Genomic DNA, 17,084 nt, shown 5'->3' on the forward strand with positions numbered 1-17,084 from the left:
GGAGACAATTATGAGCAAAGAATATGGCGAGCTACTGATTGAAGGTAAAAATGTCGTCAAAGACTTTCCCCTCAACAGTAATGCTCTAAAACAAACCAAGATGCGTGCGATCAACGACGTGTCGTTCAAAATGTACAAAGCACGTGGCCTTTCTGTCGTGGGTGAATCTGGTTCAGGCAAATCCACTACAGCCAAAATGATTGCCAAGATGTACGCCCCAACGAATGGTGTTATCGAATACAAAGGCCGTGATATTCAAGAGATCACATCAAAGAAAGATCTCATGACCTATCGTGAAGGGATCCAAATGGTGTGGCAAGACCCGTTTGGTTCACTCAACCCAACACACAATATCTTCCACCATATTGCGCGCCCGCTACTGATTCACAAAAAGATCGCTCCGGGTAACAAGAAAGAGTTAGAAGAACGTGTGTACGACTTGCTTGAGCAAGTGGGCTTGATTCCACCGAAAGCCACTGCAGAAAAGTTTCCACATCAGCTTTCTGGTGGTCAGCGTCAGCGTGTCAACTTAGCGCGTAACATTGCCGTAGGCGCAGAAGTCGTACTTGCCGACGAACCGACCTCAATGCTGGACGTATCGATTCGCGCTGGTGTCCTTAACTTGATGGAAGAGATGAAGTTCGAAAAACAGATGTCTCTTCTTTACATCACGCACGACATCGCAACGGCTCGTTACATCGCGGAAGATCTGGCGGTAATGTATGTGGGACACATGGTGGAATGGGGGGATACCGATGAGATCATTCACGATCCTCAACACCCATACACGCAGTTATTGGTTTCTGCGGTGCCAGATCCATCGAAATCGATTCATGAGAAGCTCAAAGGCAACAAAGGGGAAATTCCACTTTGGACTCCAGATTCCGTTGGCTGTCCTTTCGCTGGCCGCTGTGAACACGCAACAGCGAAATGTCGTGAGAAGCTACCTGAAGTGACTCAACTGTCTGAAAATCACTTTGTTCGTTGTTACCTATTCGAAAACTAAACCTAGTTGAGCCAAGGCGTTGCCTTGGCTCTCACTGTTACTACCTATTATTTTGCGACATGTCGGAGATTTGTAATGCTGCTACTCACCAATCACCTAGGCTACGAACTGAGTGGACCCAAACATGCGGTCATTCAAAGTAATAAGTCGCGTTTGTCGTCTTATGCTGCCTTATTGGTGTGCGCCAATGGCCATCAGACCGTGGCATCATTAGAAATCGAGAAAGTGGGCAAAGTCGCCAATTGGCACCAAGGTTACTTTTACACGATTGATTTTTCAGACTTCGACCAAGTCGGCGAGTTCTATATTCGTTTTGATAATCATCGTTCAGCAAACTTCACTATCGGCCAATCGCTGCTGATGCAGCAAACTTTTTCCGATGTACTGCATTACTTTAAATCACAGCGCTGTGGCGGAATTTTTGACCTGCAAGATCGCAACGCACCACTGTTAAACCGTGATAAAACCGTCGATGTACACGGTGGTTGGTACGATGCATCTGGCGACGTGAGCAAATACCTCAGCCATCTTTCGTATGCCAATTACCTCAACCCACAGCAAACGCCGATGGTGGTTTGGAATATGCTAAAAGGGCTAGAACTGCTCTCTGGTCATGAGATCCTACCCGCTTTCAGCCAAGTACGCTTGAAAGAAGAAGCGCTGCATGGCGCGGATTTCCTCGTCAGAATGCAAGACAGCCAAGGCTTCTTCTATACCACGGTGTTTGATAAGTGGAGTAAAGACATCAAACAACGCGAGATCTGCTCTTACGAAACTCAGCAAGGTCATAAATCTGATGACTATCAAGCAGGTTTTCGTCAAGGTGGCGGCGTCAGCATCGCAGCGCTAGCGGCCGCCTCTCGTCTCAATGTACACGGTGAATTTGACCAACAAAAATACCTAAATGCTGCAGAAAATGGTTACTGGCATCTCAAAGAGTACAACCCTCAATACCTCAACGATGGTCAAGAAAACATCATTGATGAGTATTGCGCGCTGCTCGCGGTTGTTGAGCTCTATCGTGCCACTCGAGAAGAGCGTTATATCGCGGAAAGCCGAATTTGGGCATCACGCCTGTGTGCTCGACAGCAAAGTGACGAGCAGTTTGCCCATTATTGGTCTGCCAATCTGGATGGTTCTCGTCCCTACTTCCACGCAGCGGAAGCAGGCTTGCCTGTTATTGCCCTGTGCGAATACCTCTCGATTGAACACAATGGTGATCTACTGAAACAAACACGAGAAGTCGTTCGCCAAGCATGTGAATTTGAGCTCAACATTACTCATAAAGTGAATAACCCATTTAGCTACCCAAGACAATATGTCAAAGGCGTAAACGAAAATAAGCGTGATGCGTTTTTTGTCGCGCAAAACAATGAGTCTGGTTACTGGTGGCAAGGTGAGAATGCGCGTTTAGGCTCCATCGCCTCAATGGCTTACTTGGTGCAACCTCATCTGCAAGATGCTCGCCTGAGTCATGAGATGGCCGTATTAGGTCAGCGCTCACTCGATTGGGTATTGGGTCTCAATCCTTACGATATGTGCATGCTGGATGGGCATGGCCGTAACAACCCTGACTATTTGCCTCAATTCGGTTTCTTCAACGCCAAAGGGGGCGTCTGTAACGGCATCACCTCAGGCTTTGATGATGAAAATGACATCGCATTTAATCCTGACAAACAAAAAGACAACTTATTACAAAACTGGCGTTGGGGAGAACAATGGATCCCTCATGGGGCTTGGTATCTTCTCGCGATCATGAGCCAGACACACTACAACTCAGCCACGCTAGGAAAATAACATGACGCATTTATACGTAGGAATCGATGGGGGCGGCACTTCTTGCCGAGCACGCATCAAAGATGCTCAAGGGCACTTTATTGGTGAAGCCAAAAGCGGCAGCGCCAATATTATGCTGGGCGCCTCTGTCGCAATGGAATCGATTCTTTCTGCCATTCAAGACGCGGCTACACAAGGCGGTTTATCCACACAAGATTTTTCTCGCATGCATGTAGGATTGGCTTTAGCCGGAGCAGAACATAAAGCCTCTTGGCAAAGCTTTATGCAACAAACACATCCGTTTGCCAGCATGACACTCAATACCGACGCTTACGGCGCCTGTATTGGTGCACATAATGGTCAAGATGGCGCCATCATGATTGCCGGTACGGGTTCATGTGGCATCTTTCTACAAGGCACCACTCAACACGTGGTCGGCGGCCGAGAATTCCCTATTTCGGATCAAGGGGGCGGCGCTGTCATGGGACTTCGCCTTATTCAACAAGTACTCCTAGCTCAAGATGGGATCCGCGAAAACACACCGTTATGTGAGCATGTTATGGCGCATTTCCATCATGACGTGGATGCCATTGTTGAATGGTCAAAAACCGCTTTACCTCGTGATTATGGCCAATTTTCTCCTGCGATCTTCCAGCATGCCGAACAAGGCGACGCACTGGCGATCGAGATGCTAAAACAAACAGCGCAAGACATTGAAATGTTCCTGATTGCCTTAAATAAACGCGGGGCAACACGCATCTGTCTAATGGGCAGCATCGCCGAGCGTATTGTTAAGTGGCTCTCTCCACCAGTACAACAGTGGATCGTTGAAGCTCAGTATGACGCCATAGAGGGCGCACTCATGTTTGCAGGTAAAAGCGAACATAACCTCTATGCCGTGGCAACAAATTAGGAATCGTTTATGGAATATCGTATCGACCTGGTTGTCCTTTCAGAACAAAAGCAAAACTGCCGTTTTGGTATGACGCTGCATAACCTCAGCGATCAAGATTTACCCAACTGGTCTTTAACCTTTGCCTTTACTCGTTTTATTCAGCCAGGCAGCATTTCGCATGGCACCTTAACGCAAATTGGGAGTTTCTGTCAGTTAACACCAGATAGCTTGGTGCTACCGGCCAATCATCACTTCTATTGTGAGTTCACCGTACTGACCAATCCATTCCGTTTTTATTCCGATGGATTGAATGAAGCTTTTGTCGAGTATCACCATGAAGGTGAGCAGGTACGCTCTAACGTCGATGTCACCCCGATCGTTCTTGCTTCACCCTACCGTGAACGCGAAACCATCGCCCCTACGTTAGCCAGTGCCTACTCACTATTGCCTAAAGCAAACGCATTACATGTTGATGCTGGGCATTTTTCTCTCACACCATCGTCAGCCATCACTTGCCAATCCGCTTTGGCGGACTCCGCGGTGACTTGGCTCATGGACGAAGTGGCGCGTTTGCATCAGTTTAAACTTGCCACCAGCGAAGCGGGAGAAATCGTTTACCGTAGCAATCCAACACTGGATGAAGGGGCTTATCAACTCAAAATTAGCCAAGAGCAAGTGCGCGTTGAAGCGGGCTCTAGCTCTGGCTTTGTCCACGCTACCGCAAGCCTATTACAACTGCTTGATTACAATTCGATCACGCAAGAGGCCCAGTTGGCTTGCTGTTCAATTTCTGACAGCCCACGTTTTCGCTATCGCGGCATGATGTTGGATTGCTCTCGCCACTTCCACTCGGTTGAGCAAGTCAAGCGTCTAATTAATCTCCTCGCCCACTATAAGTTCAATACCTTTCATTGGCATTTAACGGACGATGAAGGCTGGCGCGTTGAAATCAAAGCATTCCCAGCATTAACAGAGATAGGGGCTTGGCGTGGTGTCGATGAAGCGATTGAGCCTCAATATACCCATATTTCGCAGCGTTACGGCGGGTTCTATAGCCAAGAAGAGATCAAAGAAGTGGTCGCCTATGCCGCACAGCGCAGCATCATGGTCATCCCTGAAATTGACGTTCCTGGTCACTGTCGTGCAGCGATTAAATCGCTGCCAGAAATGCTGGTCGAAGTAGAAGACGACACCGTCTATCGCAGTATTCAAAATTACTCCGATAACGTTCTCAACCCCGGCTTAAGCACCACCTATCAATTTTTAGATGGTGTGCTGGAAGAAATCGCCCAACTGTTCCCGGCACCCTACGTTCATATTGGTGCCGACGAAGTACCTCACGGGGTTTGGTCAAACAGCCCAAGCTGTCAAGCCTTGATGAAGCAACATGGCTATCAGGATTACAAGGAACTGCAAGGTCACTTACTGCGTCACGCAGAGCAAAAACTGCGCAGTCTTGGTAAGCGTATGTTGGGATGGGAAGAAGCACAACACGGTGACAAAGTGAGTAAGGACACCGTGATTTACTCGTGGTTAAGTGAAGACGCAGCGGTCAACTGCGCCCGTCAAGGCTTTGATGTGGTACTGCAACCCGCTCAAACTACTTACCTCGATATGACACAAGATTACGCACCGGAAGAGCCGGGGGTAGATTGGGCCAATCCACTGCCACTCGAAAAAGCCTACAACTACGAGCCGCTTGCCAATATTCCGGCTGATGACCCAATTCATAAGCGAATTTGGGGAATCCAAACGGCTCTTTGGTGCGAAATCATCAATAACCCTGAGCGAATGGACTATATGGTCTTCCCACGCATTATTGCACTCGCAGAAGCGTGTTGGACACAGAAAGAACATCGTGATTGGAACGACTTTTTATCAAGGCTGAAAGGTCACTTGCCGCTACTGGACAAACAGGGCATCAAGTATCGCCAGCCATGGAAATGAACAACCGAATGAAAGCCTCGCTTTCCTAAGTTTTCACTAGCTTTAGTTTTTGACTGCCTTACCAAGCAGTTTGTTGAAAAGGAAATGACAATGAAATACGGCTATTTCGATAATGACAATCGTGAATACGTCATCACTCGCCCGGATGTACCGGCACCATGGACCAACTACTTAGGTACCGAAAAATTCTGTACCGTTATTTCACACAACGCAGGGGGATACTCTTTCTATCACTCTCCTGAGTACAACCGTGTGACCAAGTTCCGTCCAAACTTTACTCAAGATCGTCCGGGGCACTATGTCTACCTACGCGATGATGCAACGGGTGATTACTGGTCAATTTCATGGCAGCCTGTGGCGAAAAGCCTAGAACAAGCTAAATACGAAGTACGTCATGGCTTGTCTTACTCAAAATTCAAATGTGAATACAATGGCATCGTTGCCAACAAAACTCTGTTTGTACCAAAAGGCGAAGACGCGGAAGTTTGGGATGTTGAAATCGAGAACACCTCTGACGAAGTACGTACCATCAGTGCATTCAACTACGTTGAGTTTTCTTTCAGCCACATTAAATCGGACAACCAAAACCATCAGATGTCGTTGTACTCTGCAGGTACCGAATACAAAGACGGCGTGATTGAATACGATCTTTACTACAACACCGACGACTTCCTAGGTTTCTACTACCTAACAGCTACATTTGATGCTGATAGCTACGACGGCCAACGCGATGTCTTCCTCGGTATGTACCGTGACGAAGCGAATCCTATCGCTGTGGCACAAGGTAAGTGTTCTAACACTGCCCAAACGTGTTACAACCACTGTGGCGCTTTGCACAAGCAATTCGTTCTACAACCAGGCGAAAAAGTACGCTTTGCCGTGATCTTAGGTGTAGGTAAAGGTAATGGCGCAAAACTGCGCGAAAAATACCAAGATCTTGCGAAAGTTGATCAAGCGTTTGCTGGTATCAAAGCACACTGGGATGAGCGCTGTGAGAAGTTCCAAGTGAAATCTCCAAACGCAGGTTTGGATACCATGATCAACGCATGGACTCTATACCAAGCAGAAACGTGCGTGGTGTGGTCTCGTTTTGCCTCTTTCATTGAAGTGGGTGGCCGTACAGGCTTGGGTTACCGCGATACCGCGCAAGACGCAATTTCGGTTCCTCACACCAACCCAGCAATGACGCGCAAGCGCTTGGTTGATCTGCTTCGCGGCCAAGTGAAAGCCGGATACGGTTTACACCTATTTGATCCAGATTGGTTCGATCCAGAAAAAGCGGATGTTAAACCATCAAAATCACCAACCGTTGTCCCAACACCATCTGACGATGACAAGATCCACGGTATCAAAGACACCTGTTCAGACGACCACCTATGGATCGTGCCAACCATCTTGAACTATGTGAAAGAGACAGGCGATATCGGCTTTATTGATGAAGTGATTCCTTATGCCGACGGCGGCAACGCCACTGTGTATGAACACATGATGGCGGCGCTGGATTTCTCCGCAGAATACGTTGGTCAAACGGGTATCTGTAAAGGTCTACGCGCAGACTGGAACGACTGTCTAAACCTAGGTGGTGGCGAGTCTTCTATGGTGTCATTCCTACACTTCTGGGCACTGGAAGCTTTCCTAGAGCTTTCTCGCTTCCGCAATGATGAAGCGGCGACAGACAAATACCAAGCGATGGCAAACGGCGTTCGTGAAGCGTGTGAAACTCATTTGTGGGATGAGAAAGGCGAATGGTATATCCGTGGTTTGACCAAAGATGGGGACAAGATCGGTACCTTCGACCAAGTAGAAGGTAAAGTACACCTTGAGTCAAACTCGCTGGCAGTACTGTCTGGCGCAGTCAGCCACGAGCGCGGCATCAAAGCGATGGATGCGGTCTACGAGTACCTGTTCTCGAAATACGGTCTCCACCTCAACGCACCATCGTTTGCAACACCAAACGATGATATCGGTTTCGTCACTCGCGTTTACCAAGGCGTGAAAGAAAACGGCGCTATCTTCTCGCATCCAAACCCATGGGCTTGGGTAGCGGAAGCAAAACTGGGCCGTGGCGATCGCGCTATGGAGCTCTACGACTCACTCAACCCATATAACCAAAACGACATCATTGAAACGCGCATGGCAGAACCGTACTCCTACGTTCAGTTCATCATGGGTCGTGACCACCAAGACCATGGTCGTGCAAACCACCCTTGGTTAACAGGCACATCTGGTTGGGCTTACTACGCGACCACCAACTTTATTCTCGGTGTACGTACTGGTTTTGATTCGCTTGAAATCGACCCATGCATTCCAACATCATGGCCAGGTTTTGAAGTGACTCGTCAATGGCGTGGCGCAACTTACCAAATCAAAGTGGAAAACCCGCAAGGTGTTTCTAAGGGCGTTAAATCCATCACCCTTAACGGTCAAGCGATCGAAGGTGCCGTTCCTGCGCAGGCGGAAGGCACCGTGAATGAGGTTGTGGTCGTTTTGGGTTAATCCCATCACGTTATCGCTAGCAAATAGTTTGGGAAATGGCCCACGGGCCATTTCCTAAGGGAGATCGAATTATGATCAAATTTGGAACCGGTGGCTGGCGCGCTTTTATTGGCGAAGAGTTCACCAAAGATAACGTTCGCTTGGTCGCACAGGCTCTAGCCAACATCATCAATAACGAACAGGTTGCTGAACGCGGTTTCGTGATTGGCTATGACCGTCGTTTTCTATCGGATAAAGCCGGCGCTTGGTTTGCCGAAGTCCTTGCCGCGAATGGCATTGTGGTGAGCTTCATCAATAAATTTGTCCCAACGCCAATTGTGATGTTCAAAGCCAAAGAAATGGGCTGTGCTTACTCTGCCTGTATTACCGCTTCTCACAACCCTGCCGACTACAATGGCGTGAAAGTGTTCATTGAAGGTGGCCGTGATGCGGACGAAGTGATCACGCAGAAAATCGAAGCGCAAATTGCTCATCTGACCTTGGATCAAGTGCAAAGTGTCGATTTCGAACAAGCGGTAGAAGACAAACAAATTGTCATCATCAACCCGATGAACGAATTTGTTGATTCCATCATCAACTTCATCGACATCGAAGCAATCAAAAAGGCCAATCTACGCGTGCTGATCGACCCGATGTTTGGTGTGGCGAAGAACGCACTGCAAACGGTGTTGATCAATGGACGCTGTGATGTTGACGTGATCAACGACGGTAAAAACCCTGACTTTGGCGGCTTAATGCCATCCCCGAGTGCAGCAACACTCTACCGCCTCAAACACCTTGTGGCGGCACAAGGCTACGACATCGGTATCGGTACCGATGGCGATGCAGACCGCTTGGGCATCATCGATGAAAAAGGCAACTTCATTCATCCGAACGAAGTGCTGATCCTGCTGTATTACTACTTACTGGAGTACAAAGGCTGGAAAGGTTCTGTGGTTCGCAACATCGCCACCACACACCTGTTGGATAAAATCGCCACCGATCATGGTGAGAAGTGTTTTGAAGTACCTGTTGGCTTTAAACACATCAGCTCACAAATGGAAGCCGACGATTCGCTCATTGGTGGGGAAAGCTCTGGTGGTTTAACCATTCGTGGTCACATCAAAGGCAAAGATGGCGTATTTGCATCGAGCCTGTTGGTTGAGATGATTTCTGTGACGGGCAAGAAGCTTTCTGAGCTGCTGGAAGAGATTTACAGCAAGTACGGCTATGCCTACATGGCAGAAGGTGATTGCAAGTTCAAACCAGCGGCCAAACAATCGCTGTACGACAAAATTTATGTCAAAAAACAGTTGCCTGAATTTGGCTTTGAGATCGAAAAAGTCAGTTATGACGATGGGGCGAAAGTGTACTTCAAAAACGGAGGCTGGGTGATAGCTCGCTTCTCCGGCACTGAGCCACTGCTGCGCATTTTTGCTGAGATGCAGGATAAAGAGACTGCCGAACTGGTCGTTAATCAATTTAAAGAGTTTTTAGCCCTTTAAACATCACTCGACAAAGCGATGAGATAACGTACCTTTGCCCGACCAATTTTGGTCGGGCTTTTTTCTTTGTAACAGAGTTAAAAAGCCAAAATGCCTTGCGTGTCGACTTTCACTGACACCATTTGCCCGATATTGAGTGCTTCTGCCGAACTGGCGAGCAGCTTATTTCCATTGGCTTCGATCACATAGCGGCAGTGATCACCCATAAATTGCTGCTCCATAATACGGATACTGCTTTCCTCTGCGGCACTGATTTGAATGTGCTGAGGACGCAACAACAACTCACACTGATCATTAATCAAAATCGATTGCTGCGCGGTGGCTTCGACGACGCCCAAGTGGGTTTCAAATTCAGATTCAGACAAACGCTTGGCAGGTAGATAACTGCCGCCACCAAGGAAATCGGCAACAAACTTGCTCGACGGTTTGTAATAAAGCTCAGAAGCGGTGCCATATTGTTCAATCACACCATGATTCATCACCGCCATTTTATCGGCAAAGGCAAACGCTTCTTCTCGGCTATGCGTAACGAAAATTGCTGTTACGCCTTGCTGCTTAAAAATTTTACGAATCTCCGCAATCAGTTCATGGCGTACTTGCGTATCGATGTTCGAAAACGGTTCATCGAGCAAGAGCAAATCTGGCTTGTACGCCAACGAACGAGCAATCGCCACTCGTTGCTGTTGGCCACCCGAGAGCTGGTGCGGGTAACGATCAGCAAAAGGAGACAAATGCACCAACTCTAGCATTTCTTTGACTTTGCTCTGGCGAGCTTCACTGCTCCAACCGCGCAAACCAAACGCCACATTCTCTGCCACGGTAAGGTGAGGAAACAGCGCATAATCTTGGAAAATCATGCCGATATTACGCTGCTCAGGTGGAACCCAATGCTCACCATTATCGATCATCATGCAGTTTAAACTCATCTCTCCCGAAGAGAGAGGCAGCAGCCCTGCGATGGCTTTCAATAAAGTGGTTTTTCCGCAACCACTGGCCCCAAGTAAACAAACAATCTGCCCTTGTTCCACTTCCAGAGAGAGTGACTCAAGCACCGTTTGAGCATCGTATTGACAAGTCAGGTTTTTAATCGATAGTGCACAACTCATTAGTGACTCTGCTCCAGTGAACGGTTAACGATAACAAGGGGGATCAAGCCAACCAACACCAACAACACCGCCGGTAATGCGGCCAGCTCCAAACGCTCGTCGGAGGCATAGTTGTAAACATAGGTGGCCAAGGTTTCAAAGTTGAATGGGCGCAGTAGCAGCGCAGCATTCAGCTCTTTCATCGACTCAATAAATACCAACAATCCCGCAATCAGCATGCCGCGTTTGATCAACGGGAAATGCACACGCCATAACATGGCATTGGCATGGCAGCCCATGGTGCGTGATGCCATATCGAGCGAAGGTGAGATTTTATTTAAACTACTTTCAATACTGCCAATCGCCACCGCAGAAAAACGCACGACCATGGCAAAAATGATCGCAAAAATGGTACCTGAGAAAATCAGACCTGGTCTGCCCCATCCCATGTATTTCGCAACATCATTGACCAAGTGATCCATAGACAAAACAGGCACCATGATGCCAATCGCCAATACGGTACCTGGCACCGCATACCCCAATGACGATAAACGAATACACGCCAAGCTGGTTTTCTGATTGTGTAATCGATGATTGAAATTGACGATCAATGCGACAATCACTGCAACGATGGCGGCCGCAATCGAGACTTTAAGACTATTCATGGCAAAGCGACGAAATTCATTGGTCCAGCTTTGTTCAAAATAGGTAATCGAGTAGTCCACCAATTGCAGCAGCGGGAAAACAAAGGCAATAGCGACCAAGCCCCAACACCAAATCAGTGCTGCCCACATTTTCCAGCCTTTGAGTTCATAGCGGAAATCTTCGTGGCTATTAAATTGCGCTTGGAAGAGTTTTTGCTTTCGTCGGCTATAACGCTCTGCACTGAGTAACAAGATGACAATCAGCAGCATTAAGGCCGAAATTTTTGCCGCAGCGTTCAAATTGGAGTAACCGAGCCAAGTGTCATATACCGCAGTGGTGAGCGTGTTGACGGCAAAATAGCTGACGGTACCAAAATCACCAATGGTCTCCATGGCCACCAGCGATAAAGCCACGGCAATAGAGGGACGCGCAAGCGGCATGGAAATACGCCAGAAACTCTCCCACGCGCTGCACTTCAGTAAGCGAGCACTTTGCAGTAAAGAGACGTTTTGCTCCATAAAAGCAGCACGGCAGAGTAAATAAACATATGGATAGAGCACGAGCGACAACACGAAGGTAGCCCCTGCAACCGTTCGAATATCAGGAAACCAATAGTCTCCTGGGCCCCACCCAGTGAGATCTCGTAGTAAAATCTGCACAGGGCCGGCAAAATCAAACCAATCGGTAAAAATATAACCGATGATGTACCCCGGCATAGCCAATGGCAGCACTAAGGCCCATTGCAACCATTTTTCAGTGGGAAGTTTGCACATGGCCATGAACCACGCACTCGGAATACCCAAAATGAGAGAGACAACTAACACGCCCGTCGTCAAAAGAATGGTATTCAATATGTAAGATGGCATCACCGTCGACATCAAATGAGCAAACAGCTCATCACTGTATCCGACAGCGGTATAGAAGATCGCCAAAATCGGCAAAACCAGCAGTAAAGCCAACGCTCCACTACTGGTTTTCCATGTGTATTTTTTTTCTTTCATCGCCTAATAACTGCACGGGCGTATGAAACACAGATGCGTTTGCAAATACATCTCATATCACTTTAATAAATAGGGGTATAGTTATACCCCTAGTTTCATTTAAAGGTCAAATTTCACTTCATCAATCAGTTTGATTGCTGCTGCGTGATGCGATGCGATGTCATCTAGAGAAATGGTGTCTGCTTTGAAATCACCCCAAGAAGCCACAAGCTCAGAGCGCTCAACGCCCGCCTTTACTGGGTACTCAAAGTTCACTTCCGCATACATATGCTGTGCTTTGTCGCCAGTTAGGAATTCCATTAGCTTCTGCGCGTTGGCTTTGTTTGGTGCATATTTCGCCATCGCCATACCAGAAATGTTCACGTGTGTGCCGGTGGTTTGCTGGTTAGGGAAGTTAATGTAAACCGCATCTGCCCACGCTTTCTGCTCTTGGTCATTAACCATTGCACCTAGGTAGTAGCTGTTACCTAGAGAAACATCACAAAGGCCTTCTTTGATCGCTTTCACTTGACCACGGTCGTTACCTTGAGGTTTACGAGCTAGGTTTGCTTTTACACCTTCCAGCCATTTCTTGGTTTCAGCTTCACCGTGGTGTGCAATCATCGCAGAAACCAGTGAAATGTTGTAAGGGTGCTTACCACTACGAGTACAGATTTTGCCTTTGAACTCTGGCTTAGCAAGATCTTCATAAGTGAAAGCATCGCCTAGCTTGCCAACGCGATCACGAGAAGAGTAGACGCTACGAGTACGAGTCGTTAGTGCAAACCACTCGTTTTCTTTGTCTTGGTATTGAGCAGGAACATTCGCTTCAATGATTTCACTGTTGACTGGCTGAACAAGACCTTTGTCTGTTAGCTCAGCAAGACGGCTGATATCTACGGTTAGAATCACGTCAGCAGGGCTGTATTCGCCTTCTTGCGCAAGTTTCTCTGCAATACCAGTTTTTGCAAACATCACGTTTACTTTGATACCGGTTTCCTTTGTGAACTCATTGAACATTGGTTCAACAAGGAAAGGTTGACGGTAAGAGTAAACATTCACCTCTTCAGCAGCCATTGCGGTAGGAGCAAGAGTGGCACATGCAAGCGCAGAAAGAGTAAGCAGCTTTTTCATTGATTCAATCCTTTAGATTCGTAATGATAACGTTTATCAGTAGCGTTATTATATTCATCATAGTTTAGAACACAATGACGGAAAACAAAAAAACCTGCTGGTATGAGCAGGTTTTTGATATTTTTATTTGTAAACAAGTATGTCTTAGTTGACTTATTTTACCGTGACGAATTCTGGGTACGCACCGACACCGCAGTCGTGCATGTCCATCCCTTCCATCTCTTCTTCTTCAGAAACTCGGATGCCGATGGTGGCTTTCAGTACCGCCCAAACCGCAAGGCTTGCTCCAAATACCCAAGCAAAAATCACTGCGGCACCAAATAGTTGCGAAAGAAAGCTCGCGTCACCGTTGCTGATTGGCACAACCATGAGACCAAAGAAACCACACACGCCGTGAACCGAGATCGCGCCCACTGGATCATCAATTTTTAGCTTATCAAGACCAACGATACTGAACACAACCAAGGCACCTGCTACTGCACCAATCGCCACCGAATACAGAGGTGATGGTGAAAGAGGGTCAGCAGTAATCGCAACCAAACCAGCAAGCGCGCCGTTGAGAATCATGGTTAAATCCGCTTTGCCCCATGTTGTTTTACATACAAAGAGTGCGGTAATGGCCCCCGCTGCAGCTGCAGCATTCGTGTTAAGGAAAATTTGCCCAACGGCCGTCGCGTTTTCAAAGTCAGACACCATTAGTTGTGAACCACCATTAAAACCAAACCAACCGAACCACAGAATAAAGGTACCTAACGTTGCCAATGGCATGTTTGAACCAGGGATTGGATACACTTCGCCATTTTTGCCGTACTTACCTTTACGCGCTCCAAGCAATAACACTCCGGCTAATGCCGCTGATGCACCTGCCATATGCACAATACCCGAACCTGCGAAGTCACTAAATCCCGCCGCTGACAAGAAGCCACCACCCCACGTCCAGTAGCCTTCTACCGGATAAATAAAGGCAGTCAAAATGGCGGAGAACAACAAGAAAGACCAAAGCTTCATACGCTCAGCAACCGCCCCTGACACCACTGACATCGCCGTTGCCACAAACACCACTTGGAAGAAGAAATCTGACTCAAGTGAGTGATCGGCCCCTTCAGCTTGACTGCCAATTAATGCGCCAATCGAAGGCAACCAACCGCCTTCACCGTTATCCACGTACATAATGTTGTAGCCCACGACTAAATACGTGGTGCACGCAATCGCGTATAGGCAGAAGTTTTTGGTTAAGATTTCTGTGGTGTTCTTTGAACGAACCAACCCCGCTTCCAGCATGGCAAAACCTGCTGCCATCCACATCACCAGCGCCCCAGAAATAAGGAAGAAAAAGGTATCGAGCGCGTAGCGTAGTTCCGAGACTGTTGTTGTTAATTCCATAATGTATCTCTCCAATCCTTTGAATCGTTAAAGTGCTTCAACGTCAGTTTCACCAGTACGAATACGTACGGCATGGCTCAAGTCGTAAACAAAGATTTTGCCGTCACCGATTTTTCCGGTGTGCGCTGCTTTGGTGATCGCTTCAATCACACGGTCAACATTCTCAGCCTGCGTTGCGATCTCCAGTTTGACTTTAGGTAGAAAGTCCACTTGATATTCCGCTCCACGGTAAAGTTCAGTGTGACCTTTTTGACGACCAAAGCCTTTAACCTCGGAAACGGTCATTCCCTCAATTCCGACATCAGCTAGCGCTTCTCGAACATCATCGAGCTTAAAAGGTTTGATAATGGCATTAATTAGTTTCATTGCATCCTCTCTGAAAGCGTTCATCCTGTAACGCTTTAGATAATCCAAGCAACGTGCCAACTTTTTATCTTATTGTTTTTAAATGAAATTAATTTTAAAAGTTACAAAAATAAAAATAGAGCGCACCATAATAGTGCGCTCTATTCACAAATATAAAGCAAGTGTTCAATAAACGTGCAACAAGCTATCCATCAACGACGAACGAACAACTGCCACTGCTGAATTAGCTGTTCAAAGTCTTCTAAACCACAACATGCGACACTCTCACAGTCATACAGTTCGAACTCGCTCTCTGCCTCAAGCTCGTAGCTGTGCAGCAACGCATTGTCTTGCACGGTGACTTCATCGCCACAAATCATCAAGCTGATTTCGGTGCCATTTAGGCAAAGCTCTTCTGTCGGGTTACTTCTTGCGGCGGCAATTAAAGCCAGCACTTGGGCGATTTTAGTGCTCTCTTTGCCGATTTCTTCTTGAATCCAACGGCCAACAATTTCATGGTCCATTGAGCAATGGCAGTAATAGTTACCATCTAGGATGTTTTTCTTAAATTCGTAATCCATGTTTTTCTCTATTGATAACGAGATCAGGTACTATTATCGACAAATTCTCACTTGGACTCCACTCTCAAGCATGAAACTGAACGAAACTATTGCACGGCAAATTGTCGAACGCACCATGAAGATCATCCCCTATTCGGTCAATGTAATGGACGATCAAGGGAGAATTATTGGTTCGGGGGACCCATCGCGACTACAACAAAAACATGAAGGTGCCGTGCTCGCAATTACGGAGTGTCGAGTGGTTGAGATCGATAAAGCCACCGCTAGCCATCTTAAAGGGGTTAAACCTGGGATCAACTTACCGATCCTTTTTCTAGAACAAGTGATTGGCGTCATTGGCGTATCCGGCGCACCAGACGAAGTGAAGCATTATGGTGAACTGGTTAAGATGACCGCAGAGCTCATCGTTGAGCAAGCAGCCCTCATGTCTCAAGTGCAATGGAATAAGCGACACAGGGAAGAACTGGTTCTGCAGCTTATCTCTGGCGCGACGCTGAATGACAACCAGTTGAATTCCATCGCTGAGCGACTTGGCTTAAATTTGAGTGAGCCGAGAATAGCTGCTGTGGTCAAGGTTTTTCCTGATAAACAAACCTCACTCTCGTTGGAGCATTTACAACAGATCGTTCACCTACTTGAGTATCCTGAACGTGACAATCTCGTTGGTATTTTATCTGTCTCTAATAACGAAGTGGTGGTGTTAAAACCGATAAGCCTCACCGACAACGGTTGGTCCAAAGAGGTGGAAACCAAGCGCATCAACCAGTTGCTAAAGCGGGTAAGTAAAGAAGGGAACTTCTCAATCAAAATTGCGCTCGGAGACTACTTTGAGGGATTGGCAGGATTAGCCCAATCTTTTGAAACCGCCAAACTCACCATGCAATTGATGGCTGAGCAATCTGGCACGGTTTTCTTCTACCAAGATCATAAGCTACCTGTGTTGATGAGCGATCTCCTTTCACAACCTTGGAAAGCCGAACAATTGCAGGCTCCATTACTGAAACTGCAAAAAAAAGACAGCAAAGGCGTGCTACTCAAAACCCTCACCGTATATTTTGCTCAGAACTGTGATGCATGTCGAACTTGCCAAGCGCTTCATATCCATCGTAATACCCTCCGCTATCGAATTGAAAAGATTGAAGACATAACCTCATTAAATTTCAATAACTTAAACAACACCTTCCAACTCTATATCGCGCTAGAGTTGTTCTCCTCAAAACAAAGAAATTGTGCAGATGCACAAAAAATAAAGCAGTCAGCTGGGTGAAATTTGTTGTAACGGCTAAAGACCCGATCAGATTCCATCTCTATATTCGAGCAAAAAACA

Annotated in this window: 13 protein-coding genes; 7 read left to right on the forward strand and 6 right to left on the reverse strand. The window is 47.2% G+C overall.

Going from position 1 to position 17,084, the window contains the following annotated elements:
- Positions 1-10 precede the first annotated feature (10 nt).
- The 6 genes from CIK04_RS16220 to CIK04_RS16245 all read left to right on the forward strand — a co-directional run bounded on the left by CIK04_RS16220 (position 11) and on the right by CIK04_RS16245 (position 9,604).
- Complete coding sequence (locus CIK04_RS16220) at positions 11-1,006, forward strand: ABC transporter ATP-binding protein (protein WP_097352093.1); 996 nt, start codon at positions 11-13, stop codon at positions 1,004-1,006.
- A 75-nt stretch (positions 1,007-1,081) separates the two neighbouring features.
- Positions 1,082-2,803: a glycoside hydrolase family 9 protein gene (locus CIK04_RS16225; RefSeq protein WP_097352092.1), complete on the forward strand. Its 1,722-nt coding sequence runs from the start codon at positions 1,082-1,084 to the stop codon at positions 2,801-2,803.
- A 1-nt stretch (position 2,804) separates the two neighbouring features.
- Positions 2,805-3,695, forward strand: a complete 891-nt coding sequence (locus CIK04_RS16230) for an N-acetylglucosamine kinase (RefSeq protein WP_038964500.1) — start codon at positions 2,805-2,807, stop codon at positions 3,693-3,695.
- 9 nt (positions 3,696-3,704) lie between these two features.
- Positions 3,705-5,624 carry a beta-N-acetylhexosaminidase gene (locus CIK04_RS16235; protein WP_017421224.1) on the forward strand — a complete coding sequence of 640 codons (1,920 nt, stop codon included), beginning with the start codon at positions 3,705-3,707 and terminating at the stop codon, positions 5,622-5,624.
- A 90-nt stretch (positions 5,625-5,714) separates the two neighbouring features.
- A complete protein-coding gene (locus tag CIK04_RS16240; RefSeq protein WP_026060812.1) occupies positions 5,715-8,120 on the forward strand; it encodes a N,N'-diacetylchitobiose phosphorylase in 2,406 nt (801 codons plus the stop codon).
- A gap of 71 nt (positions 8,121-8,191) precedes the next feature.
- Positions 8,192-9,604, forward strand: a complete 1,413-nt coding sequence (locus CIK04_RS16245) for a phosphoglucomutase/phosphomannomutase family protein (RefSeq protein WP_026060811.1) — start codon at positions 8,192-8,194, stop codon at positions 9,602-9,604.
- 77 nt (positions 9,605-9,681) lie between these two features.
- Here the strand turns inward: CIK04_RS16245 and CIK04_RS16250 are convergent, their stop codons facing one another.
- From CIK04_RS16250 to CIK04_RS16275, 6 genes are all read right to left on the reverse strand, one after another.
- Positions 9,682-10,710: an ABC transporter ATP-binding protein gene (locus tag CIK04_RS16250; RefSeq protein ID WP_017421221.1), complete on the reverse strand. Its 1,029-nt coding sequence runs from the start codon at positions 10,708-10,710 to the stop codon at positions 9,682-9,684.
- Positions 10,710-12,335, reverse strand: a complete 1,626-nt coding sequence (locus CIK04_RS16255) for an iron ABC transporter permease (protein ID WP_017421220.1) — start codon at positions 12,333-12,335, stop codon at positions 10,710-10,712. The genes CIK04_RS16250 and CIK04_RS16255 overlap by 1 nt, the downstream gene beginning before the upstream one ends.
- A gap of 99 nt (positions 12,336-12,434) precedes the next feature.
- Positions 12,435-13,448 carry a Fe(3+) ABC transporter substrate-binding protein gene (locus CIK04_RS16260; protein WP_017421219.1) on the reverse strand — a complete coding sequence of 338 codons (1,014 nt, stop codon included), beginning with the start codon at positions 13,446-13,448 and terminating at the stop codon, positions 12,435-12,437.
- A 153-nt stretch (positions 13,449-13,601) separates the two neighbouring features.
- Positions 13,602-14,831, reverse strand: coding sequence for an ammonium transporter (locus CIK04_RS16265; protein ID WP_026060810.1), 1,230 nt, complete (start codon positions 14,829-14,831; stop codon positions 13,602-13,604).
- Positions 14,832-14,858: 27 nt separating this feature from the next.
- Complete coding sequence (gene glnK, locus CIK04_RS16270) at positions 14,859-15,197, reverse strand: P-II family nitrogen regulator (protein WP_013571157.1); 339 nt, start codon at positions 15,195-15,197, stop codon at positions 14,859-14,861.
- Positions 15,198-15,388: 191 nt separating this feature from the next.
- On the reverse strand, positions 15,389-15,757 hold the full coding sequence (locus CIK04_RS16275; RefSeq protein WP_039536131.1) for a YacL family protein: 369 nt from the start codon (positions 15,755-15,757) through the stop codon (positions 15,389-15,391).
- A 70-nt stretch (positions 15,758-15,827) separates the two neighbouring features.
- Here CIK04_RS16275 and CIK04_RS16280 point away from each other — a divergent pair, with 70 nt between their 5' ends.
- Complete coding sequence (locus tag CIK04_RS16280; protein ID WP_097352161.1) at positions 15,828-17,024, forward strand: sugar diacid recognition domain-containing protein; 1,197 nt, start codon at positions 15,828-15,830, stop codon at positions 17,022-17,024.
- The last annotated feature ends 60 nt before the right edge of the window (positions 17,025-17,084 follow it).

The sequence above is a fragment of the Vibrio sp. 03_296 genome (assembly GCF_002265885.1).

Bases quoted from the DNA above. Each gene is read 5' to 3' on its own strand.
- CIK04_RS16220 (WP_097352093.1), top strand. From the start codon at position 11: ATGAGCAAAGAATATGGCGAGCTACTGATTGAAGGTAAAAATGTCGTC.
- CIK04_RS16225 (WP_097352092.1), top strand. From the start codon at position 1,082: ATGCTGCTACTCACCAATCACCTAGGCTACGAACTGAGTGGACCCAAA.
- CIK04_RS16230 (WP_038964500.1), top strand. From the start codon at position 2,805: ATGACGCATTTATACGTAGGAATCGATGGGGGCGGCACTTCTTGCCGA.
- CIK04_RS16235 (WP_017421224.1), top strand. From the start codon at position 3,705: ATGGAATATCGTATCGACCTGGTTGTCCTTTCAGAACAAAAGCAAAAC.
- CIK04_RS16240 (WP_026060812.1), top strand. From the start codon at position 5,715: ATGAAATACGGCTATTTCGATAATGACAATCGTGAATACGTCATCACT.
- CIK04_RS16245 (WP_026060811.1), top strand. From the start codon at position 8,192: ATGATCAAATTTGGAACCGGTGGCTGGCGCGCTTTTATTGGCGAAGAG.
- CIK04_RS16250 (WP_017421221.1), bottom strand. From the start codon at position 10,710: ATGAGTTGTGCACTATCGATTAAAAACCTGACTTGTCAATACGATGCT.
- CIK04_RS16255 (WP_017421220.1), bottom strand. From the start codon at position 12,335: ATGAAAGAAAAAAAATACACATGGAAAACCAGTAGTGGAGCGTTGGCT.
- CIK04_RS16260 (WP_017421219.1), bottom strand. From the start codon at position 13,448: ATGAAAAAGCTGCTTACTCTTTCTGCGCTTGCATGTGCCACTCTTGCT.
- CIK04_RS16265 (WP_026060810.1), bottom strand. From the start codon at position 14,831: ATGGAATTAACAACAACAGTCTCGGAACTACGCTACGCGCTCGATACC.
- glnK (WP_013571157.1), bottom strand. From the start codon at position 15,197: ATGAAACTAATTAATGCCATTATCAAACCTTTTAAGCTCGATGATGTT.
- CIK04_RS16275 (WP_039536131.1), bottom strand. From the start codon at position 15,757: ATGGATTACGAATTTAAGAAAAACATCCTAGATGGTAACTATTACTGC.
- CIK04_RS16280 (WP_097352161.1), top strand. From the start codon at position 15,828: ATGAAACTGAACGAAACTATTGCACGGCAAATTGTCGAACGCACCATG.